Source organism: Haloarcula sp. DT43, assembly GCF_037078405.1.
GTDB classification, from domain to species: Archaea; Halobacteriota; Halobacteria; order Halobacteriales; family Haloarculaceae; genus Haloarcula; species Haloarcula brevis.
Window position 1 is genome coordinate 182,949 of the sequence record NZ_JAYMGZ010000004.1, and the last position, 21,144, is coordinate 204,092.

28 protein-coding genes and 1 tRNA gene are annotated in these 21,144 nt (G+C 66.3%); 12 read left to right on the top strand and 17 right to left on the bottom strand.

Features of this window, described 5'->3' with window-relative positions:
* Positions 1-24: 24 nt before the first annotated feature.
* Positions 25-1,395, top strand: a complete 1,371-nt coding sequence (locus VI123_RS15550; RefSeq protein ID WP_336338980.1) for a cryptochrome/photolyase family protein — start codon at positions 25-27, stop codon at positions 1,393-1,395.
* Positions 1,396-1,423: 28 nt separating this feature from the next.
* On the opposite strand, the gene VI123_RS15555 is transcribed toward VI123_RS15550, so the two are convergent.
* The 4 genes from VI123_RS15555 to VI123_RS15570 form a co-directional block, all read right to left on the bottom strand.
* The gene (locus VI123_RS15555; protein ID WP_336338981.1) at positions 1,424-1,633 is read right to left on the bottom strand and encodes a TOBE domain-containing protein; all 210 of its coding nucleotides are present in this window, start codon (positions 1,631-1,633) and stop codon (positions 1,424-1,426) included.
* A gap of 66 nt (positions 1,634-1,699) precedes the next feature.
* Positions 1,700-2,182: a metal-dependent hydrolase gene (locus VI123_RS15560; RefSeq protein WP_336338982.1), complete on the bottom strand. Its 483-nt coding sequence runs from the start codon at positions 2,180-2,182 to the stop codon at positions 1,700-1,702.
* Positions 2,182-2,730, bottom strand: a complete 549-nt coding sequence (locus VI123_RS15565; RefSeq protein ID WP_336338983.1) for a hypothetical protein — start codon at positions 2,728-2,730, stop codon at positions 2,182-2,184. The genes VI123_RS15560 and VI123_RS15565 overlap by 1 nt, the downstream gene beginning before the upstream one ends.
* A 55-nt stretch (positions 2,731-2,785) precedes the next feature.
* Entirely contained in the window at positions 2,786-4,003 is a 1,218-nt protein-coding gene (locus tag VI123_RS15570) for a hypothetical protein (RefSeq protein ID WP_336338984.1), read from the bottom strand.
* A gap of 111 nt (positions 4,004-4,114) precedes the next feature.
* Between VI123_RS15570 and VI123_RS15575 the strand changes: the two genes are divergently transcribed.
* The 4 genes from VI123_RS15575 (at position 4,115) to VI123_RS15590 (ending at position 7,012) form a co-directional block, all read left to right on the top strand.
* Positions 4,115-5,347: a digeranylgeranylglycerophospholipid reductase gene (locus VI123_RS15575; RefSeq protein WP_336338985.1), complete on the top strand. Its 1,233-nt coding sequence runs from the start codon at positions 4,115-4,117 to the stop codon at positions 5,345-5,347.
* 47 nt (positions 5,348-5,394) lie between these two features.
* Positions 5,395-6,108, top strand: coding sequence for an NAD(+)/NADH kinase (locus VI123_RS15580; protein ID WP_336338986.1), 714 nt, complete (start codon positions 5,395-5,397; stop codon positions 6,106-6,108).
* Between the two features lie 41 nt (positions 6,109-6,149).
* A complete protein-coding gene (locus tag VI123_RS15585) occupies positions 6,150-6,611 on the top strand; it encodes a DUF7313 family protein (protein ID WP_336338987.1) in 462 nt (153 codons plus the stop codon).
* A 221-nt stretch (positions 6,612-6,832) separates the two neighbouring features.
* A complete protein-coding gene (locus VI123_RS15590; protein WP_336338988.1) occupies positions 6,833-7,012 on the top strand; it encodes a DUF7317 family protein in 180 nt (59 codons plus the stop codon).
* A 23-nt stretch (positions 7,013-7,035) separates the two neighbouring features.
* Here the strand turns inward: VI123_RS15590 and VI123_RS15595 are convergent, their stop codons facing one another.
* The 8 genes from VI123_RS15595 to VI123_RS15630 all read right to left on the bottom strand — a co-directional run bounded on the left by VI123_RS15595 (position 7,036) and on the right by VI123_RS15630 (position 12,178).
* Entirely contained in the window at positions 7,036-7,305 is a 270-nt protein-coding gene (locus tag VI123_RS15595) for a DUF7314 family protein (RefSeq protein WP_336338989.1), read from the bottom strand.
* Positions 7,306-7,315: 10 nt separating this feature from the next.
* The gene (locus VI123_RS15600) at positions 7,316-7,615 is read right to left on the bottom strand and encodes a DUF7315 family membrane protein (RefSeq protein ID WP_336338990.1); all 300 of its coding nucleotides are present in this window, start codon (positions 7,613-7,615) and stop codon (positions 7,316-7,318) included.
* Between the two features lie 97 nt (positions 7,616-7,712).
* Positions 7,713-8,477 carry a cytochrome b family protein gene (locus VI123_RS15605; protein WP_336338991.1) on the bottom strand — a complete coding sequence of 255 codons (765 nt, stop codon included), beginning with the start codon at positions 8,475-8,477 and terminating at the stop codon, positions 7,713-7,715.
* Positions 8,478-8,481: 4 nt separating this feature from the next.
* The gene (locus VI123_RS15610; RefSeq protein WP_336338992.1) at positions 8,482-9,285 is read right to left on the bottom strand and encodes a cytochrome b; all 804 of its coding nucleotides are present in this window, start codon (positions 9,283-9,285) and stop codon (positions 8,482-8,484) included.
* A 3-nt stretch (positions 9,286-9,288) separates the two neighbouring features.
* On the bottom strand, positions 9,289-10,155 hold the full coding sequence (locus VI123_RS15615; protein WP_336338993.1) for a ubiquinol-cytochrome c reductase iron-sulfur subunit: 867 nt from the start codon (positions 10,153-10,155) through the stop codon (positions 9,289-9,291).
* 1 nt (position 10,156) lies between these two features.
* On the bottom strand, positions 10,157-10,576 hold the full coding sequence (locus VI123_RS15620) for a DUF7318 family protein (RefSeq protein WP_336338994.1): 420 nt from the start codon (positions 10,574-10,576) through the stop codon (positions 10,157-10,159).
* A complete protein-coding gene (locus VI123_RS15625; protein ID WP_336338995.1) occupies positions 10,576-11,232 on the bottom strand; it encodes a halocyanin domain-containing protein in 657 nt (218 codons plus the stop codon). Before VI123_RS15625 ends, VI123_RS15620 begins: the two co-directional genes overlap by 1 nt.
* Before the next feature lie 61 nt (positions 11,233-11,293).
* Positions 11,294-12,178: a DUF7319 domain-containing protein gene (locus VI123_RS15630; protein ID WP_336338996.1), complete on the bottom strand. Its 885-nt coding sequence runs from the start codon at positions 12,176-12,178 to the stop codon at positions 11,294-11,296.
* A gap of 87 nt (positions 12,179-12,265) precedes the next feature.
* Here VI123_RS15630 and VI123_RS15635 point away from each other — a divergent pair, with 87 nt between their 5' ends.
* Together VI123_RS15635 and VI123_RS15640 are read left to right on the top strand one after the other, a co-directional pair.
* Positions 12,266-12,748, top strand: coding sequence for a DUF7321 family protein (locus VI123_RS15635; RefSeq protein WP_336338997.1), 483 nt, complete (start codon positions 12,266-12,268; stop codon positions 12,746-12,748).
* Positions 12,749-12,834: 86 nt separating this feature from the next.
* On the top strand, positions 12,835-13,341 hold the full coding sequence (locus VI123_RS15640) for a universal stress protein (protein ID WP_336338998.1): 507 nt from the start codon (positions 12,835-12,837) through the stop codon (positions 13,339-13,341).
* A gap of 9 nt (positions 13,342-13,350) precedes the next feature.
* On the opposite strand, the gene nth is transcribed toward VI123_RS15640, so the two are convergent.
* Entirely contained in the window at positions 13,351-14,034 is a 684-nt protein-coding gene (nth, locus tag VI123_RS15645; RefSeq protein ID WP_336338999.1) for an endonuclease III, read from the bottom strand.
* A 113-nt stretch (positions 14,035-14,147) separates the two neighbouring features.
* Positions 14,148-14,600, bottom strand: a complete 453-nt coding sequence (locus VI123_RS15650) for a redoxin domain-containing protein (RefSeq protein WP_336339000.1) — start codon at positions 14,598-14,600, stop codon at positions 14,148-14,150.
* Positions 14,601-14,793: 193 nt separating this feature from the next.
* Here VI123_RS15650 and VI123_RS15655 point away from each other — a divergent pair, with 193 nt between their 5' ends.
* Positions 14,794-15,093, top strand: a complete 300-nt coding sequence (locus VI123_RS15655) for a PRC-barrel domain-containing protein (RefSeq protein ID WP_336339400.1) — start codon at positions 14,794-14,796, stop codon at positions 15,091-15,093.
* On the opposite strand, the gene VI123_RS15660 is transcribed toward VI123_RS15655, so the two are convergent.
* Positions 15,090-16,556, bottom strand: coding sequence for a DHH family phosphoesterase (locus tag VI123_RS15660; protein ID WP_336339001.1), 1,467 nt, complete (start codon positions 16,554-16,556; stop codon positions 15,090-15,092). The two genes, VI123_RS15655 and VI123_RS15660, sit on opposite strands and share 4 nt — an antisense overlap.
* A 237-nt stretch (positions 16,557-16,793) precedes the next feature.
* Here VI123_RS15660 and VI123_RS15665 point away from each other — a divergent pair, with 237 nt between their 5' ends.
* Positions 16,794-17,039, top strand: a complete 246-nt coding sequence (locus VI123_RS15665; RefSeq protein WP_336339002.1) for a hypothetical protein — start codon at positions 16,794-16,796, stop codon at positions 17,037-17,039.
* A 105-nt stretch (positions 17,040-17,144) separates the two neighbouring features.
* A tRNA-Lys gene (locus VI123_RS15670) sits at positions 17,145-17,218 on the top strand.
* Positions 17,219-17,384: 166 nt separating this feature from the next.
* Here VI123_RS15670 and VI123_RS15675 read toward each other — a convergent pair.
* Positions 17,385-17,825 carry a GNAT family N-acetyltransferase gene (locus VI123_RS15675; protein ID WP_336339003.1) on the bottom strand — a complete coding sequence of 147 codons (441 nt, stop codon included), beginning with the start codon at positions 17,823-17,825 and terminating at the stop codon, positions 17,385-17,387.
* Positions 17,826-17,912: 87 nt separating this feature from the next.
* On the opposite strand from VI123_RS15675, the gene VI123_RS15680 reads away from it, so the two are divergent.
* Positions 17,913-18,137, top strand: coding sequence for a hypothetical protein (locus tag VI123_RS15680; protein ID WP_336339004.1), 225 nt, complete (start codon positions 17,913-17,915; stop codon positions 18,135-18,137).
* Between the two features lie 204 nt (positions 18,138-18,341).
* Here the strand turns inward: VI123_RS15680 and guaB are convergent, their stop codons facing one another.
* Entirely contained in the window at positions 18,342-19,826 is a 1,485-nt protein-coding gene (gene guaB / locus VI123_RS15685; protein ID WP_336339005.1) for an IMP dehydrogenase, read from the bottom strand.
* A 413-nt stretch (positions 19,827-20,239) separates the two neighbouring features.
* Between guaB and VI123_RS15690 the strand changes: the two genes are divergently transcribed.
* Positions 20,240-21,127, top strand: coding sequence for a DUF5794 domain-containing protein (locus VI123_RS15690; RefSeq protein ID WP_336339006.1), 888 nt, complete (start codon positions 20,240-20,242; stop codon positions 21,125-21,127).
* Positions 21,128-21,144: the final 17 nt, after the last annotated feature.

Here is a 21,144-nt window from a genome sequence, read left to right on the forward strand (position 1 = left end):
ACGTCCAGGTCCCCAACAGAGCGTATGAAGGTCTTCTGGCACCAGCGTGACCTCCGACTCCCGGACAACCGCGGACTGACGGCCGCCGCGACGGACGACGCGGTGTTGCCGGTGTACGTCGTCGACGCGGACCTGCTGTCGAAGGTCGGGACACGCCAGCGAGCGTTCCTACTGGCCGGTGTCCGTGCGCTGAAAGCGGCGTATCGGGACCGCGGCGGGGACTTGCTCGTCCGGGAGGGGGCCGCCGCCGAGGTGCTCGCGGACGTGGTCGATGAGTACGACGCCGACCGGGTGTACTACAACGAACACTACCGGCCGGCACGCCGGAACCGACAGCGCCGCGTCGGCGAGGCCGTGCCGACGAAATCCCTGACCGACCTCGTGCTCGTCGACCCGGCCGGGCTCGACAGCCGGTACGAGAACCACAGCCGCTTCTACGACGACTGGCAGGCCCATCACAAGCTCCCGCCGGTCGACACGCCTGCGGCGGACGCACTCGTCGACGTGTCGGACCCGACGACGGCCCCGAGCATCGAGACGGATATCGACCTGCCGACACCCGGCTACGAGGGCGCACGGCAACGGTACGACGACTTCCTCGACGCCGGCATCGAGACGTACAGCGACACCCGCGACGACATGCGGGCCGCCGTCGAGCGCCCGACGGGGGCCGTCTCGCGCATGTCGCCGTACCTCGCAGCGGGGATGATAGGCATCCGCGAGATGTGGCAGGACGCGTCCGACCGTCACACCGAAGTCACCAGCGACGCCCAGCGGAACGTCCAGAAGTACCGCTACGAACTCTCGTGGCGGGAACAGAGCTACCACCTGTTGTACCACAACCCGACGCTGCTGTCGGAGAACTACAAGCCGTTCCCGAACCGTATCGAGTGGGAAAACGACGAGGCCAAGTTCGAGGCCTGGAAGCGCGGCGAGACCGGGTATCCGCTGGTCGATGCGGGGATGCGCCAGCTCGAACGAGAGGGGTACATCCACAACCGCCCCCGACAGAACGTCGCGTCCTTCCTGACGAAGCATCTCCTCGTCGACTGGCGCGAAGGCGCGCGGCACTTCCGAAAGCGACTGGTCGACCACGACCCCGCGAACAACGCCGCCAGCTGGCAGTGGACGGCCTCAACCGGGACGGACTCGGTGGACGTGCGCATCTTCGACCCGGTCGCACAGATGAGCAAGTACGACAGCGGCGCGGACTACGTCACCGAGTACGTGCCGGAACTGCGCGGCGTTCCGGCGGCCAAAATCGTCGACTGGCCGACGCTCTCGGACGGCGAACGCGAGGAGCTGGCCCCGGACTACGACCACCCAATCGTCGACCGGAACGCCGCCTACGAACGCGCCCAGCGCGTGTTCGAGACGGCGCTGGGGAAGCGGTAACCGGGGCGCACGCTCGGCGACGCCGCTCTCACTCCTTGTCGACCATCACTTCGCTGGCCTTGATGACCGCCGTCACTTCGTCGCCCTCGGCGAGGTCGAGTCGGTCGGCGGACCCTCGGGTAATCGTCGACGTGACCGTCTCGCCGCCATCCAGTTCGATGACGACTTCGGCCATCACTTCGTCAGCCGTTACTGAGCGAACCGTCCCGCTGAGGTTGTTCCGAGCACTGAGTGCCATACAGAATAGTTGTGTGGCTAACAACAATACTGTTGCCGTCCCGGGCAGTGTGGCCGCGAGATCGGGTTACCGGTCGCCCGCGAACAGCCACGCCGCCACCGCGATGGCCCCGGTGACGCCGGCGAGCCAGACGTCCGTGCTCAGGTACAGCCCCGGCGTCGGCGGGTGGTACCGCGTCAGCGGCCACAGCACCTCGTAGGACTGCCCGGACGCCTTCAGCAGGAGCGCGTCGGCGAACAGGTGGCTGGCGGCCCCGAGCGACAGCAGGCCGAACGCGCGCCGCCGGTCCGAGCGGCCCACGACGACCGTGCCCACGAGGACGGCGACGAACGCGCCGCCGAGCGTGTGGACACCCAGCCAGTCGAACGGGACCCCAAGCGCCGCCTCGACGGTCGCCGAATCGACGAGGAGCTTGATTTTCGCCATGTCGGGGATGAACGCGCCGGCCATCCCCACGGTGACGTACTCGCCGGTGAGCCAGTCGTATCGGAGCGACAGGAGCGTACAGGCGGTGAACGCGATGAAAGCGTGCGACAGCAGGTCCGGCATCAGGCCAGCACCTCCCGAGCCCTGACGAGAAGCGTCCGTGCCGGCGTGAGCGGCTCCTCGCGCCGACGCAGTGCGCCCGTCCGCGGGTCCAGCCGCCAGCCACAGACCACTCGCCCGAGGGTCCACAGGCCGGCGAGCGCCGACACCAGGTACATCGCGGTGTAGTTCGTCGCCGGGACGCCCACGCTGTTTTCGGCGGTGATGGTCCGGTCCGGGCCGAGCGTGCCGTACACCTGCAGCGACTGGCCCTCGACGACGGTGGCGTCGACGTTCCGGACGGTGACCGTGAGCGTCCCGGTGTGGCGCTCGCCGTCAGCGGCGTACGCGTACCCGAGGTCGGTTTCGACGGGGTCGGTCCCGACGACCGTGCCGGTCACCTGGACGTACTCGCCGACGTACCGGTCGTAATCCTGGGCCAGCGCGTCCCCGTTGGGGTAGTCACCCACCGCGGGGTCGGGCGCGGGCGCCCCGAGACCGACCATGAGCGCGAACAGCACGGCCAGCAACACACAGATAGCCGCGCCCCTGCCCACCCACGAATGAAGCATTCAAATCCAGGTGCGGGCGGCGGGATATAAACTCTGGCGCTTGGGGCGGGCGTCCTTACTTGGGCTTGCCGGGTAGAACGTCCGGGTCGCCCGAGCGGTAGATGTACTCGATGGCGACGCCGGTCAGCGGCGAGTCGGCAGCCGTCGCGTAGGTCTTCGCCAGGTCGAGGTACTGTTCGGTCACGTCGACGACGCGGCGGTAGGCGGCCTCGTCGTCGGGCGCGAGCAGGTACTCGGCGGTGACCGGGGTGAGTTGCCCCTCCGCGCGGTCGTCGTCGTAGTCGTCCACGTCGTCGAGCCACACCTGCGCCCCGATGATAGCGAGGACGATTGCCTTCGCGAACTCGCGGTCGATGTCCAGGCCGGCGAGTCGGTAGAGGTCCAACATTCCGTCGTAGAGGACGCCGACGCGGGCGTACTGGGTCTTGCTGTAGGGCAGGTCCTTCTCCGTCTCGGTGAACGTCGCCGGCTCCTCGTCGTAGGCGGCGAACTTGTACTCCTCGCGGATGTCGTCCAGGGCGTCGGCGTCGCCGTCCTCGGCCGCGGTCATCAGCCCCCGGAAGTGCTCGTCGCGGTCCTGGTGGGCCTCGCTGTAGTCGACGGCCCACTGGTAAGCGTCCTCGACGACGGGCGGCATGTCCGCCAACAGGCCATCGAGGTGGGACTGCAGGGCGGACTGGGTGACCTCGGCGACGCGCCGTCGGTCGGCCTCGCTGCCGCTCCACGGCTCGCTTCGCTCACCGTGTCGTTTCGAGGCGTCGGCCTCGCCGAACTCGACCTCGAAGTCCTCGAACTCCTCGTCGTTGATGGCGTCGCGCATGTCGCCGTCGATGAGCGCCTCGATTGAGAGGCGGGTCATCTGCTCGGCACGGACGACCATCTCGCGGGGCGCGAGGTCCTGGGCCGGGCCCTGCTCCAGCGCCGTCTCGTCGACGGTCGGAACGCCGTCGGCGATGGCGTCGATGACGGGGTCGCCGGGAGCCTGCCGGCGGGCGTTCCGGTAGACGTAGCCGAGCGTGAGCTGGGCGGGCAGGATGAGCTTCGTGTCGTAGGAGAAGTCGACCGGCCGTCCGAACTCGTCTTCGAGGGCGTCCTCGATGCGGGCGGTCACGTCGTCGACCATCGCCTCGGTGCGGTCGTCGATTTCGGACTTCAGCGAGAGGCTGGCGGCGTCGAAGACGCCGGTGTCCGCGTAGTAGCCCAGCACCGCTCGCAGTGCTGTGGGAAGCCGCCGCCTGTCCGCGAGCACGCCCGCGCCTGTCTTGAGAACCATTGTATGTCGCCCCGGGTGTTCCCGTGATGGTAGTGGGGTCGTCTTTACCCTTTCGAGACCGCCGTCGGTGTATTCGGAAAGACTGATTAGCGACAGGGAACACCCACAACCATGCGCGAGCGCTTTGACGTGGTGATTGCCGGAGCCGGGCCTGCGGGGGCGCAGTGTGCCCGTGATCTAGCGGAGCGAAACTACGAGGTGCTCGTTCTCGAAACCGAGTCCGAAGACGAGTTCCCGCGTCAGAGCAACAAGTCCACTGCCGGGACGTTCATGTCGGCGATGACCGGCTTCGCCATCCCCGACGACGTGGTGATGAACTACACCGACAACGTCGTCCTGGAGTCGCCAAACGACCACTACGTCCGCAGCCAGACCGGCGCAGTGCTGGAGTTCGCGGAGTTCAAACGCTGGCTGGTCGCCGAGGGTCGGACCAACGGCGCGACCTATCGGTTCGACTCCCGCGTCTCCGCCCCCATCATGGAGGACGGCGAAATCGTCGGCGTCCGCTACGACGGCGACGAGGAGGTGTACGCCGACATCGTCATCGACGCCACCGGCCCCGCCGCGCCGCTCGCCAAGAAACTCGACGTGTGTGACCTCCAGCGCGACCACCAGGCCATCGGCGTCGAGTACGAGTTCGAGGGCGTCGAGGTCGACCACGACGACTACGCCGACCTCCGGGACGCGATGATGCTGCGCCTGGACCACGACCTCGCCCCCGGCGGCTACTCCTGGATTTTCCACACCGGCGAAGACACGGCGAAGGTCGGCCTCTGTTACATCCAGAACGGCTCCCACCAGAAGTACGCGAAAGACGGGATGGGCATCGACGACTACCTGGAGTACTGGCTGGACTCGGACTCCCGGTTCGACGACGCCGAGCGCATCGAGGGCCAGCAACACCGCGGGTCGGCCCACATCCAGCCGCCGAAGTCGATGAGCACGGACAACTTCATGGCCATCGGCGACACCGTCCCGACCATCGACCCGCTGTGGGGCGAGGGCATCCACAAGGGAATGAAGTCGGCCCGCGCCGCCGCCGCGACCGCCGATGCCGCACTCACGCCGGAAGAGCCGGACACGTCCGCCGAGAGCCTGTCCGTCTACGACCAGCTCTGGCACAGCGACGTGGCCCCGAAGCACAGCGCCCGCCTGATGATGACGGAACTGCTGTATCTGGCCCCGAACGAGCGGTACGACCAGCTCATGGCCGACCTCCGGAGCACCGGCCAGGACACGCTCAGACAGATAAACAGCGGCGACCGCCGGGCGATTGCGAAGCTCGCCCACCTCTCGGACGTGCCGCTGCTCGTCGACTACGCGCGCCGTCGCTTCGGCATCTGAGAGCGAAGTGCGGCAGGTTTTTTTCCGCCGGCCCGGAGTGTCTGGTGATGGGAACCACCGTTGGTGTGGTCGGTGACGAGGCCCTGGCAGACGCGCTCCGGAACGCCGGTGTGGCCGTCGAACGAGACAGCGGCGGCACGGTCCCGGGAACCGACCGGATTGTCGCCGTCGGCCAAGCGGCCGTCGCCGCGGTGGCACGCGCGGACGGCGACCCGCTCGTGTTGCCGGTCGCGGCCGGTCGCGGCGTCCGGTCAGTATCGAGGGACGACGCCGTGGCCGCCGTCTCAGCGCTCTCGGACGCCCGCGTCGAGACACATCCGGTGCTTCGTGTCACGATGCCCGACGGCACGGTCGAGCAGGCCTTCTGGGACGTGACCCTCGTCACCGCCGACGCGGCCCGTATCTCCGAGTTCACCGTCGCGTCGACGGCCGACCGAATCGGCCGGTTCCGGGCCGACGGCGTCGTCATCGCGACGGCCGCCGGCTCGTCGGGCTACGCCCACCACGTCGGCGGCCCGACTCTGGCACCGTCCAAGCAGGCGGTGGTCGCGCCGATTGCGCCGTTCGCGACCGACCCGGACCACTGGGTGTTGCCGGTCGTCGGGCTCAGCGCCTCGGTCGAGCGCGACGAGGCGACCGTCGAACTGCTTGTCGACGACCGGGTGTCACGGACAATCGGCTATCAGGAGACCGTCACGATATCCCTCGGCTCCCCGGTTCGGACCGCCGTCGTCGCCCAGAGCCAGTCCAGATTCGAGTGAGATTGGAAAGACACTAATGGACGGTGGACAGAGTTTTGGGTATGCAGCCATCCGTAACGCTCTTTGGGCCACTGGATACCATTCTGGGGAGTCCGACAGTCGGCGGTGCGTTCCTCATCGAATACATCATCTTCGGTGTGGTGGTTGCCAACTTCCTGACCCGGCAGCTCGCCCACAGAAGCCACGTCAAACAGTACGAAGACGGCGGCGCGGACGCGATTAGCCGCCACCCGGCACACACGTTCACCAACGTCGCACTGGTCGTGCTGTCGTTTTTCTACATGACGCTGCACCACCACGGCGGGATGGTCCTGTCCGTGCTCGTGCTGGGCGCAGTCATCACCGACTTCTTCGAGTTCGAGTCCCGAAAGGTCGAGGCGCGCCGTGACATCCCGCTGGAACGACCGAAAGGTGCCATCGTCGCCGCCCTCGTGGTGTTCATGTACGCGGGCTACCAGAGCCTGTTCTGGGTCATCAAGGGCCCCTGGAGCGCCATCGTCTGAACACGTCCCGGTCTGTTCCGGCTCACTTCTCCGCTGACGGCGTGCGCGGATAGCATCGCGTGTATGGTCGACACGCCACACGTCAGATTACGCCTAATGTCTAATTCCATCCGAAAAAAGAGTTTGATTGAACAATATTATTCTAAAACCCCGCCCGATTGGTCTAGAACTAGCCGCAATAGTTTAATACCTCTAAGACGTTCGTGTCGTTGTAGACGAAGATGTCACACAGGTCCCTCACAACGGCACTGACGCTGTATCGCGGGGAAACGCTCACGCTTGAAGAGGCGGCGACGTACGGCGGCGTGTCGCCTTCGAAGTTCGCGGCGGCGCTCCGGTCACGCGGGATTCAGGTGCGCGAGGAGGACGGCAACACGCTCGTCAAGCATACCGCGAACTGAGAGCGCTCGAAAAAACAGCTCTGTTACGCCGACCGCTCGTCGAGATACGCCTGGAACTCGCTGACCAGCGGGAGCAGGACCCAGAAGGTCAGCGCGCCCAGTACCGCGAACCAGAAGAACGCGTCGCCCATGAACAGGGCTATCTGGTCGAACACGGTCGGTTCCTCGATGGTAAGTTCGCCGGTGAGCTGTGCCCCCTCGAAGCTCGGCGTGTTGTACCAGCCCTTGATCGTCATCCAACCCAGTCCGCCGACCATGAGGCACGCGAACCCCTTCATGAACTCGTCAGCCATTATCCGAACGTTAGGTAGCGTCGTCTTTAGACTTTCCCATTTCCTCGGTCCGGAACCGCGTCGAGAACGCGTAGACGACTGTGCCGGCGAGGATGCAGGCGATGCCGGCGATGGCGACCGGGACGTCTATCTCGGAGGCGGGCGCCGACGCCCGCTGTGTCGCCACGTCGACGAGGATGAAGCCGGCGACGACGCTTATCACCGCAAACAGCGTCGAGAACACCGTCACGGCCTTGTACACGCGCAGCGGGACCACGACGTCCCGCCGCTCCGAACCGCTCTCAGTCCCCGCTGGCTGGTCCTCTGTCATCGTCAGCCCTAGGGACGGAAGCTACTTTACTGCGGCGAGACGCGGGCGAGCCGCTCAGTAGGCGACAGCGACGGTGAAAAGAAACACTGCGAACGGACTACTTCGGCGGCCGCAGCCGGTAGTACCGGCGGTTGAGGTCGAACATGTAGCCCTCGCGCATCGTCTTGAGCACCGCGTAGGTGATAGTCGCGCTGACGATGGGGACGAGGAACGTCAGGTCGAACAGCAGGTGCGAGTCCATCGGGACGAGGTTCTTGATGGACAGCGCAGCGATGGTCAGGCTGAAGATGACGCCGGACATCCCGACCGCAGCCCAGAACGGCTGCTCGACGGGACGGCGCGCAGACCCCTTGTTCAGGAAGGGGACGATGGCGACGAACCCGACGACGACGACGTTTGCCAGCACACCGTAGGTCCGGTCGGCCATGAGCTTCGACCCGCCGAGGATGCTCAGGTCCGGGTTCAGCGGGCCGAGCTTGAGCAGGCCGAAGGACCAGTAGAGGTACCAGTCCGGCAGGATGATAGCCGGCGTCACGCTGGAGTTGGCCGGGTTCGGCATCTCCGGGGGCAGCGTCGCCGAGACGAACAGAATCATGCCCACGAAGAAGGAGGTCAGCGCGATGTTGCGCATCATCTCGTGGGGCCAGGCCGGGAACGCGAGCACGTCGCGCTCGACGTAGTCGGACTGCTGGCGCAGGTCCTGGTCCTCGCGGCGCGCCCGCTCGAAGTACTCGTAGGTCAGCCGGGAGAGCCCCTGGGTCCGCTCCTTGCGTTCGGACCACGCGGGGGTCTCGTCGTCCGGCGAGACGATACCGGTGCCGGAACCGTCCGTGCGAACGTCGTCGTTGTCGTTGTCGCTCATTGTATCAGTGTGGTTCAGCGATCCCCTGCATCCAGACGATGCCGATGTGGACCGCGATGATGGCAGTCGTGATGAACGGCAGGAAGAACACGTGCAGGATGTACATCCGCTGTAGCGTGGCCTGCGAGAGCGTGAACCCGCCGAACATCAGCTGTGCGACCCACTCACCGATGAGCGGGATAGAGAGGGACATCTCGACGCCGATCTGGCCGGCCCAGAACGACAGCTGGCTCCACGGCAGCAGGTAGCCGGTGTACCCGAACACCAGCGTCAGCGAGATGAGGACGATGCCGATGAGCCAGTTCAGCTCGCGCGGTTCCTTGTACGCCCCGGTGAAGTACACGCGGAGCATGTGGAGGAACACGGCAGCGACCATTATCTGGGCGGCCCAGCGGTGGACCGACCGCAGGAAGTAGCCGAGGTTGAGCTGGCCCATGATGAGCAGCACCGAGTCGTACGCGATTGTCGGCGACCCGTCGGCGGCTGCCGCGGCCGGTGCGTAGTAGAAGCCAAGCAGCGCGCCGGATATCGCGGCGACGACGTACGCCACCGTCGAGAACGACCCCAGCGCGTACAGCGGGTACCAGTACCAGAACTTGTTGTCGAGGTTGTACTGCTCCGTGTGGCTCTTGGGCATCTGCATGTTGACCTTGTAGTAGAGGTCCTCGAGTATCTCCAGGTAGTCAACGATACGCAGCCGCCTGTCGAGCCAGACGAGCACAGTCAGGTACACCGATTCGACCGGCGTCAGCTCGCGCGATTCCATCCAGCCTTTGTGGTCGTGTTCGTCTTTGCGTTCGAGACTCATTGATTACTCCGTCTGTGGTGGGCGTGGTAGCGCCACGAACGTCGCTTGCACGGGACTGAACGGGTCGTACACCGATTGGTGGCACTGACAGTAAATAGCGTTTGCGCCGCCGAAGTTCGCACTCCCTTCCTGAGTCTTGAACCCAGGCACACAGCAGAAGTGCGTACACTTGTTCAGCCAGGCGATGAAGCCCTGGTCGGTCGCCTCCGAGACGAACGACTGGACGCTTCCGGGGAGGTCGGCGTACTCGCCTTCGCCGTTAGCCATCTTCTCGACTTCGACCGACCGGATTACCTGCACCGGAGCGCCGTTACTCCCTTCGCTGTTGGTCCGCCAGACGACGCTCGCAGGCTTTCCGATTCCGGGGGTACCGATACCGTTGCCCCACTCCTGGTAGTCGTCGAACATGTCGACGGTAAGTGGTTTGCCGGATTCGTACTCGCCCTGCCAGGAGAAGGTCCCCGTGTCGTTGAGGAACGTGTTGTTCCGCTCCGATTGCGGGTAGATGGCTGCAGTACTCTGAATACCACAGTACTGGAACCACTGCGAGGAGTAGTCGATGCCGCTGCCGCCGAAGTCCGGTGCGACGGCCGCACCGGCGTTCTCGTCGTATTCCGGCCAGAAGCCGCTGATTTCGCCGCCGTTGATTTCGATGGGGATTATCGGCATCCCCCGCGGGGCCGGTCCGTCGGTGTTCTCGACGGCGACGAACGGGGTCGTCCCGCCACCTTCGCCGGCGGCGTCTGTCGTCACGTCGACGGCTGCAGCGCCACCGACGCCGACGCTGGAGAGCGCTGCGCTCCCGACGACGCCCTTTACGAAGCGACGGCGGCCTGTCTCGGCCGGATATTTGTCTTCATCAAGTGGCATGTTATTTCTTGTAGTATGGATACACTGCGCGTTTGAAGGTCTCTGCGAACTTGTCGCCGTCCGCCATCGTCGTACCGTCGACGTCTTCCTGACGGATGTAGAGGTCCTCCCACTTCCGGCGGCGTTTCTTGACTATCATCACGTCGGGGAGGAACTCCTTGCGGTACAGCAGCATGATGAACGACAGGTCGATGAAAATCGCCGTCAGCACGCCACCGAGGAACATGTTGGCCTCGATGAGCCGAACCGTCAGCGTCGTCCCGATACCTGACGCCCAGCCGGCAATCATGCCGTAGGTGAACAGGCCGACAAGGCCGACCTGGATAATCGTCAGGAGCACGATACCGACGGCCGCCGCCGTGCTCTCGCGCGGCGGTTCGTACCGGTGGATATCGCCGTAGGTGGAGCCTTCGGATGCCATCAGTTGTTCCCTCCGCTAGTGTGGGGCGACTCGCCGTACTTCAGCTGGAAGAACGTGTAGATGAGCGGGATGATGACCGCGAGCCCGGCACCGAACCCGACGTAGTGGGGCTGGATGGGGACGCCGGCGTAGTGTGGGTCGACCTCTACCGGGCCGCCGCCACCGATTGTCTGTGTCGGGTACTCCTCGCCGACAACAATCGCTCCCTTCATGTTGAGTCCCTCGTGTGGGACACAGAGGTACGGGTAGATGCCGTCCTCCTCGAAGGTGTGTTCGTAGTTGACCCCGGCACTGGAGGTCGTGCTGCCGGAGTCAAGCGGGCCCTCGCCGTCCGAGACGACGTTGTGGCCGCCGCCGTTGCCCGTCCACTCCCACTGGACGGTCGCGCCGTTGTCCACGTGGACGGCGGGCGGCCCGAACCCGTACGCGCCGCCGTTGGCCTGCACACCGACCTCGACAGTCACCGTGTCCTGTCCGGTCGCGTCAACGGTCGTCCCGTCGAAGTTCCCGACCTGGTCCAGGAAACCGCCGTAGTCCGGGACGGTTTCGCCACCTCCGCTGCCCTCCTCCTGTGCGGCGGCGGTGCCGGTGGCACTGAGGGTCGCCGCAGCACCGGCGGCACCCCCTGCAGTCCGGACGAACTCCCGTCTGTTCATATACACTCAAGAATCAGGACTGAGTTTGTATAAACCCACCGAATACCACCCGCAGGAACCGTCATTGCCCGGCTTCGTCGGTCTCGTCCGTCCCCGCTTCGGACCCCGTATTCTGCGGGTCGAGCTCCGGGACGAACTCCGGTCGCTCGCCGTCTTCGAGCCCGATGGCCCGCAGTCTGTCCCGGTACTCCTCGGCGCGGAACGTGTCCGAGAGCCGCGCGTTGGCGACGGTGAAAAACAGGACGAGCGACACCCCGATGAACGCGACGCCGGCCACGACCAGGAGCGCGATGCTGGTCCCGGCGTTGCCGATGACGCCGGCGGTCGCAAGCACCGCGCCCCCAAGCAGGGCGACCCCGGCCAGGAACTGCGTGCCGGCAATCGCCTGGAGCATCCAGTTCCCGAGTTCGCCGCCGCCCTCGGGGACCTCCTCTGGCTCGGGGAGGGGCCTGTCGGGGACGGTCTCGGGCACGTCGTAGGAGTCCATCGAACACAGTGCGACCGTCGGCTTCACGTCCCGCATGACGGTCCCTTCGCCTTCGAGGCTCCCGTCGGGGTAGACGACCGCGTAGCCCTCGTCGGAGTACGCGAGCACCCGCGGCGGGTCCCGGTGGCGCTCGATGCGGGCGAACACGTCGCGGTTTGCGACGCGGCTCCGGAGGTCCCGCGTGACCCGGTCCAACAGTTCGTCGCCGGTAATCCAGGACTCCTCGTCGAAGGCGACGTCCCACTCCTCGGCGGTCATCTCGGCCATGTCCGCCGGGCCGAAGTTGTCGAAGTCGTACTTCTCCTCGACCTGCTTCCGGAGCGCCTCCGTGTCGAGGTCCTCCTCGCCGTCGGCCGGCTCCCCGCCCTCGGTTCCGGGCTCGGGTTCGGCAGTGACCGCGTCCGCAGGGCTGTTCCCGCGCTCGTCTTCCGTGGGCGCCGTCGAGTCCGGGTCGGCCATCGGCCGGGTGTACGGACCGCGACGGCTTACAAGTTCTGACCGTCGCCATCCGGCAGTCTTTAGCGAGCACTGTCCCTAGGCCCGGCCATGGTGTCGGACGGCCTCGTAGCCACAGTCGTGTTACTGTCGGTGACACTCAGCCTGCCCTGTTTCCTCTATGGCGCGTACTACATCATCGAGACCGAGCCGGTGACTTGGGACGTGCTCATGCACCACCTGAAGTTCGTCACGACGGGGCTCGTGTTGACCACCGTCCCGATGGTGCTGTGGATGGCCCCGCGGCTCCCGGACCAGCTCGGCGGCCTCTCGGCCGTTCACGCGATGCTCGGCCTCCAGGCGTACGCGCTGCTCGCCTTCGGCGGGACCGGCATCGTCCGCATCTTCCGCGCGAAGCGGGAACACGACCTCTACAACGACTACGACGAGGAGCTGTTGCTCGACGAAATCGGCGACGAGACGTTCAGCCACTGGCGCTCGCGGCTTCGCATCGGCGTCTTCGGGTACGTCATCTTCTGGCTGCTGGCGTATCTCGTCGGCCTCGCCCGTTACGCCCTCCGGTACGTGGCGTGAGCGCCGACGAGCCACCGGTTCTCGGGGCCCGCGAACCGACTAGACGTTTCATTAGGAGTGCAGGTCTATCGACGGCCGTGGTTCCAATGTACGAACACATCCTCTTCCCGACCGACGGCAGCGACGGGGCGGCGGTCGCGCTGGCGCACGCGCGGGAACTGGCCGAGACACACGACGCGACGTTACACGTCATGACCGTCCTCGATACGTCCTCGCCACACATCGGGATGACCGCCGCGGGCACGGAGGGGGCATCGTCCGGGATGGTCGCGGAGGAACACGACGCGTCTGAGCCCGGCGTGGTCGGCGAGGAGCACGGCATCGAGTCGTCGCTCCGGGAGCGGGCGCAGGCCATCGTCGAGGCGGCGGCCGACGAAGTCGACACGGTCGAGACCGTCACCGCCGTCGAACGCGGCCCCCCGCACCGCGCGATTCTCGACTACGCCGCCGACAACGACCTCGACCTCGTCGTGATGGGGACCCACGGCCGGACCGGCATCGAGCGGTATCTGCTCGGGAGCGTCGCCGAGAAGGTCGTTCGAACGTCCGACGTACCCGTGCTGACCGTGCGACTCGGTGCCGACGGGGACTGACTGCTCGGGCTACCACGCCTCGCCGCTGGCGAGGTCGACCTCGCCGTCGCCCTGCTCGGACGGACAGATGTCCGCGAGGACGCACGCCCCGCAGTCGGCCGAGCGCGCACCACACACCGCGCGCCCGTGGTCGATGAGCAGGTGCGTGAACTGCTGCCACTCGTCCTCGGGGACCACGTCGAGGAGGTCCTGCTCGATGGCCTCGGGCCGCTCTTCCTCGGTAAGTCCCAGCCGCCGCGAGAGCCGCTGGACGTGCGTGTCGACGACGATGCCCTCGACGATGTCGTGGCCGTGCTGGAGGACGACGTTGGCCGTCTTGCGGCCGACGCCCGGGAGGTCCGTCAGTTCCGACATCGTGTCGGGGACCTCGCCGTCGTGTTCCTCGACGAGAATCTCGCCGATGCCCTGGAGGTAGCCGCCCTTGTTGTTGTGGAACGTGATGCCGTAGATGGCCTCCGCGAGTTCCTCCTCGGTGGCCGCGGCGTAGTCCTCGGCGCCCCGGTACGTCTCGAACAGGTCCGCCGTGACCTCGTTGACCCGCTCGTCGGTACACTGCGCCGAGAGGACGACGGCGACCAGCAGTTCGAGCCGGTCGCTGTAGTGCAGTGAAATCGCCGAATCGGGGTACTCCTCGTGGAGTCGGTCGACGACCTCCGTGGCCTGTGCCTCGCGCGAATCCAGCGGCGTTCCCATACCCTATGACAGTGCTGGCTTCCCTTCGGCGTGTCGTTCTGCAGCGGTCCCGGTCGGCACGGCGGCGTGTCCGCGGACGGCTACTGACCGCCGAACTGGGCCGGGGCGAGTAGCTACAGGTCGGCGAGGCCGCGCAGCACCGCGTCCAGCCCCTCGCTCTCGTCCGAGTCGCCGACGGTCGTCGCGGCATGCACACGGCACCGGCGGTCGACGACGAACGCCGCCCGCTGGACGCTCCCGTCCGGCTTCCCGACGCCGAACTGGGTAGCGACGCCGTGGGTGTCGGCCAACAGCGGATAGGGGAGCGACAGCGCCGCCGCGAGCGACCGGCAGTCGTCCACGTTCGCCGGGAGCACGCCGAAGACGGCCACGGCGTCGGCGACGGTCGCCCAGTCCGCTTCCGCCAGGGCTTCGAGGAAGCCACGGGAAGCGGGGTCACCGCCGGGAACGAACGCAACGACTGCCGGGGCGCGGTTCGTCGCCGCCGAGAGCCGGTAGGTACCGACGCCGTCGGCTGCGGTCCCCGGCAGGTCGAAGTCGGGCGCGGGGTCGCCAGTGTCGAGCATACTTGGTCGACGGCCGAGCGGCGCAAAAGTCCCCCGGACCCCGTCGGCGACAGCGGCCGTTCAGCGTCGGTGACGTCCCGGCCCGGTCTAGCGCTGTGTTTCGACGGACGACGGGACGCTCAGGCCCCGGTACAGGACTGTTCAGTCGCAAAGAAGTTTTATAAGCCGTCCAACCAACCACCGTCGTATGGGAATGGAGAATCTGCCACAGGAGATTACAGCCCTCGTCGGCCGCGAGGTGTACTCGAAAAACGGCGTGTTCGTCGGCGAGGTCGAGGACCTCCGTCTCGAACTCGACCGCAAGGAGGTCACGGGGCTCGCCCTCCACCAGCTCAACACCGAACTGTTCGAGGAAGACGTCAACGCGGCGCGGGGCGTCATCATCCCGTACCGGTGGGTCCAGGCCGTCGGCGACATCGTCATCGTCAGCGACATCGTCGAACGGCTCCGCCAGCCCGAGACCGGCGACGAAGAAGAGGAAGTCCCCGCCTAGCTCCCGTTCGAACTCTCGCTACTGGAACTGTCGACGCCCATCGCTTCGAACAGCTTCCGTTTGACCGCTTCTTCGGTGAGTTCTAGCAGGGTGTCCCGGTTGTCGTCGCTCGTATCCAGGCCGGTGAAGATGCCCAGCGGTATCTCGACGCTGGCGTCGGTGGAGTGGCCCGCCGTCTCACCCATCCCGCCGAAGGCGTCCGACAGCACCTTCCCGATGTTCATCCGGATGTCCTTCGAGCGCGCGGCGAGGTAGATGGTGTCGTCGGCGATGGCGAAGACGGCCGTCGTCGTTATCCCCTCCAGATTCAGGAGGTGTTGGGCCGCCTGGGCCAGCGCGTCGCGGTCCCTGATGAACCCGGCGTTGGAGACGAGGTGGCTCCCCTGGACCTCGCGGTTCCGGATGGCCTCGGCGAGCACGTCCAGCGTCTCCGGACTCATCGACGGTGACTCGACCTGTTCGAGCGTGTCGTGGTCGGCGAACGGGTACAGGTACGCCGCGGCGGTCAGGTCCGCCGGCGTCGTGTCCCGCTTGAAATCCAGCGTCTCGGCCCGGATGCCGTACAGAAGCGCCGTGGCGACGCTCTGGTCGAGATTGAGGTCCAGCTCCTGGATGTACTTCGTCAGAATCGTCGACGTGGCCGAGATATTCGGCCGGATGTCCGAGAAGGTGGCGTCGTGTTCCAGTTCGTGTTCGTGCTCGTAGTGGTCGACGACGATGTCGACCGAGTCGATTGCCGGTTCGCCGCCCTTGGCGACGTCGACCAGGGCGAACGTGTCGTACTCCTCCAGGTCGACGTCCTCGTTCGAGGTCAGTTCGATACCCAGGAGGTTGACGAACGCACGGTTCTCCTGGTGGCCGATTTCCCCCTCGTAGATGATGTCGGCCTCCACGTCGCGGCTCGCGGCGATGGCCCGCAGCGCGGCCGCCGAAGCGATGGAGTCCGGGTCCGGCGACCGGTGAATCAGAATCGCCATGCGCTCCTCGGTCCCGTCGATGACGTCCCCGAGCTGTGAGGCCTTGTACTCCAGTTCGCCCGTTTCGAGCGCCCGGAGCGCCGAGTCCGCGATGACCGCGGAGGGGTTGATGACCACGTCGGCACCGAGGTCGGTGAGGTCGTCGGCCGACACCGGGTCGTCGGCGCGGGCGACGATGAACTGTTCGCCGCCGGACTCGCGGATGTTCTGGACCGCTTCCGCGTTGGCGGTTACGTCCGGGGACATGATGAGCACCACGTCGCGGTCGGCGACCGTCTGAGCGACGTCGGCCTCGCGGATGTCGGCCTGCTGTGCGTTGAGGTCCTGGTCACGGAGCGCCTCGACCCGCCCCTCGTCGGCGTCGAGGATGAGGACGTCCTTCCCCTCCTCGACGAGTTCCTCCGCCACGGCGTGGCCGACACTCCCACACCCAAGGATGGCGTAGGTCGACATAGAGGCCATCGTGATGCCGCTGGCTGCACTCATTAGTGTCTGTATCGCTTGGCGTCAAGCCTCTTATATTGCATCCATTGCACCACACACCTGTTCGACTGCCCGGAAAAGGGCGGGTCCGCTGTGTCGGCCAGTGGCCCCCGCCGGTACGCCCGGTAACCCCACAGGCCGGGACTGTCAGGGCCTACGTATTTACCTCGGTCGGGCGCACGTACGGACGATGAGCGCACGCTTACGGACGGTGACCCGCCGCGCTCGACGGAGCGACCGATGAGCCTCCTGACCGCACTGGTCGTCTTCGTCGTCGGCTTGCTCTCCGGAATCGTCGTCCGCTGGGTCGCCGGCCTCGCCGCCCTCGTCGCCCTCCTGTTGGTGATTTTCGGCGTGGCCGCCCCCGAAATCGGGCTCGTGACCTTCGTCGTCGAGCGGTACTACCAGGGCAACGAACTGCTCTTCTTGGCCGGTCTCCTGTTCGGCCTCGACGCCGAGCGGACGAGAGATGCGGTCGAGGGCTAGTCAGCCGCGCCGCTTTGCGACAGGCGTGCGAACTGGGTCCAAACCGACAGGCGACGAGAGAATGAAAACCTATTTTACCAGGCCGTCCAGAGCATTGAGTGCACTGGGCCGGTAGCTCAGTCTGGCAGAGCGACGGCCTCTTAAGCCGTCGGTCGAGGGTTCAAATCCCTTCCGGCCCGTTTTCCTGCGAACGAGGTGAGCAGTGAAAACTGCAGAAGAGTTTGAAGCAGACGAGATGAACGGCGTGAATCTCGATGTGATTCAAATCCCTTCCGACTCGCTTCTGTGAGAAACGACTCGGACAGCGAAGCGTCCGCAGAGGATTGGAAAGTCGGTGCGGACAGGTCAGCCGTCCAGCCGCTTTCGCATCTCGACGTGCGGGATGCCGGCTTCCTCGAACGCGTCGCTGACAGTCTCGTAGCCGAGTCGCCGGTAGAACGCCTCGACGTGAGTTTGTGCGTGGAGTATGAGTTCCGTCGCCCCGTCCTCGCGGGCGGCCGCCTCGACGGCCCGCATCAGCGCCGACCCGACGCCGGCACCACGGTAGGGCTCGCGGACGGCGACTCGCTCGACCTTTCCGACCGTTGGCTCGGGGAACCGGAGCCGGGCGGTACCGACCGGACGGTCGCCGTCGCGGGCGAGAAACTGGACGGCGTCCGAATCGTTCCCGTCCAGTTCCTCGGCCTCCGAGACGCCCTGTTCGTCGACGAACACCTCTGTTCGGACGGCCGTCGCCGCGTCTTCGAACTCGTCCCAGGTGCCGGCGTCGACCTCGAAATCGCTCATGCCAGCGGCTTCGGGTGGGGTCCCTGTATGTGCTAGCACTGGGAATCGCCGAAACCATCAACACAGACGCGGGTGTAGCGAGCATGCATGACCTACGATTACGCTCGCGACCACGAGCACGAACTGTCGGCGGAGTATCTGTACGCCTCTGACGCAGAGGTTCTGGGTATCTACGACTCCGATAACGCGCTACAGGTCGACGTGGCGGTCATCTGTCCCGAATGCAGCGAAACGCTACGCCTCGAAACCACCGTCGACAAAGTCACTTCGTCCGGCACGGAACTGCCTCTGGACGAGGACTACTACGACTGACAAGCCGGAATAACCGACTACGATTGCCGGAGCGACAATAATTCTTCCCGTGGCGCGAGTACCGGCCCCCGGTATGGCCGACTTCGACACGGTCGAGTGTGCGACCTGTGGTGAGCCGTTCAAAGCGTCTCCGGACGCGAACGCGGCACAGACGGAAGCGCGTAGCCCGGCCTGCGAACCGGCGTCGTAGTCGAGTTCGGTCTTTTAGCTGTCCGGGCTGTAGTTGGGCGCTTCGTCGGTAATCATCACGTCGTGGGGGTGACTCTCCTGCTGGCCGGCCGCCGAGACCCGGACGAACTCCGCGCGCTCCTTGAACTCAGGGATGGTGGCCGCGCCGACGTAGCCCATCCCGGACTGCATGCCGCCGACGAGCTGGTGGAGTTCGGAGGCCAGCGAGCCCTTGTACGGCGTCGCCGCTTCGACGCCCTCGGGGACGAACTCCTCGCCCTCCTCGTCGTCTTTGAGGTAGCGCTCGCCGCCGCCCTCGTTCATCGCGCCGACGCTGCCCATGCCGCGGTACTGCTTGTACTTCTTGCCGTTCATCGTGATGACGCGGCCGGGGGCCTCGTCGGTGCCGGCGAAGTAGGAGCCCAGCATCACCGCGTCCGCGCCGGCGGCGATGGCCTTGATGGCGTCCCCGGAGTAGCGGATGCCGCCGTCGGCGATGACCGGCACGTCGTGCTGGCTCGCCACGTCGGCGACCTGCGCGACGGCGGTAATCTGTGGCATCCCTGCGCCGGTGACCACACGGGTCGTACAGATGGAGCCGGGGCCGATACCGACCTTGATGCCGTCGGCGAAGTCGACGACGGCCTCGGCGGCCTCGCGGGTCCCGACGTTGCCGACGATCACGTCGGCGTCGACTTCCGCCTTTATTTCGCGGGCGCTCTCGATGACGTTCGCGTTGTGGGCGTGCGCACAGTCGATAAACAGGATGTCGACGCCGGCCTCGTCGGCGACCTGCGCGCGGTCCATCTCGAAGGGGCCGACGGCCGCGCCACAGCGCAGCGAGCCCTCGTGGTCGCGGGCGGCCTGGTCGTACTCGCGGCGCTGGAGGATGCCCTGCATCGTGACCAGCCCGACGAGCCTGTTCTCGCCGTCGACGATGGGGACGCGCTCTATCTTGTGGTCGTACATCAGTTCCAGCGCTTCCCGCGGTGTCACGTCCTCTGGGGCGGTGACGACCTCGTCCGTCATCGCGTCCGTGACCGCGTCGTCCTCGCCGACTTCGAGGTACGGGCGAATGTCCGTCCCGGAGATGATACCCAGCACTTCCTCACTGTCGTCGTCGACGACGGGCGCGCCGGAGACCCCCTCACGCTCCATCATCTCGTCGACCTCGCGGACGGTCTGGTTCGGGCTGGCCGTCACCACGTCGCGGATGATGAGTTCGTCGGCGCGTTTGACCCGCTCGATTTCGGTCGCCATCTCGTCGGCGTTCATGTTGCGGTGGAGGACGCCGATACCGCCCTGTCGCGCCATCGCAATCGCCATGTCGCTCTCGGTGACGGTGTCCATCGCCGCGGAGACGACGGGGACGGTCAGTTCGACCGACTTCGAGACCCGTGTCGTCGTGTCCGCTTCGTCCGGTTCGACGCGGGACTCCTTGGGTCTGAGGAGTACGTCGTCGAACGTCAGCGCCTCCGGCACTCGGAGCTTCTCTGAGAAAGGCTCGGAATCGTTCGCCATGTAAATCGTCCACGACGGCCCGGCAAAAACGTTGCGAGACTCGCCGCTACGTGGGGTTCGATACCACACACGCCGGTGGCCGTGGGGCCGGCGACGGCGGCCCCGATGCCTCACTTGTCAAGTCGTACCATCGGATGTGGGGCATTCGTCCACAAACAGCGGTCGATTCCGGAAAAACGGTGGCGTGTGTGCGCAGTTCTCACGCAACGGTTATGTGGGAATGAAGGATAATTATAAACATGCGACTCGCCGAACCCGCACGGAACGGTACTGCCCGTCAGACGACGCCGATAGCGTCGGGCAACACAACGTTCGCGGGGTTCGGTAAACAGTTCTGGCAGCCCAGTCGTCCCCGTCAGGACCGAGCGAGAACCCCCCATCGGGAGTTGGGTCACGCTCGACCGTAACACGACATGAGCATCTCCAGACACCCGATTGCCCTCGACATCGAGCAGCAGGTAGGCCGCGGCGGCCGACTCCTAGCGACCGTGATGGGCCTCCCGCTCGTCGACGGCATCTTCCCGGTGCTCGTCCTCGCAGGGGCACTCTCGACCTGGACCGGCGTCCTCGAAGTCGGCTTGCTGGTCTTCGGCGGGTCGGCGACGGTCGCCGTCGTCCTGGCCGAACTCGAAGGCGGCCCCCGCCAGCAGGCCCGTTCGGTGCTCATCATCGGCGCTGTCCTGCTCCCGGTCGCCCTCGTCGAGGCGGCGCTCGCGCCGACCATCGCGGGCATCGTCGAACTGGCGACCCTCGAACGATTCGCCGGCCTCGTCATCCTCGCTATCGCCGCACAGACGGCGAGTGCCCGCATCGGCGAGTACCTGCCGCGCCCGGCCGTCATCGTCGTGCTCGGCCTGCTGGCGAGTCTCGACCCCGCCGGCGCGACGCTCGTCACCGCCATCGAGCCCGGCGTCCTGCTCCGGGCGGCCGCCACCACCGGCGTCGGTATCGCGTTTGCCCTCGCCGTCGCGTTGGCGAGCCCGTGGCTCCGTAACGCCGTCGACATCGACCGCTTCCGGTTCGGCAGCGCCGTCGCGCTGGGCGTGCTCGCCCTCTCCGTCCTCGGCGTGATGCCGACCGACGCGCCGGTGGCGCTGGCCGTCCTCGCCGTCACGGCGCTGCTCTCCTTCGACCCGGAGAACGCCCGCACGCGCCACACGGAGTACCGCCCCGACGCCGTGGACCTCACCGCGGCCTTCTCTGACGGCGGCGCGTCCCAGGGCGTCGCCGCCGACGAGCGGACCGACGACGGCGCGACCGTCGAGTACGAACCCGACCAGGAGCGCGCCCCGTGGCTCTGATGGGGAACTTTTAGGCC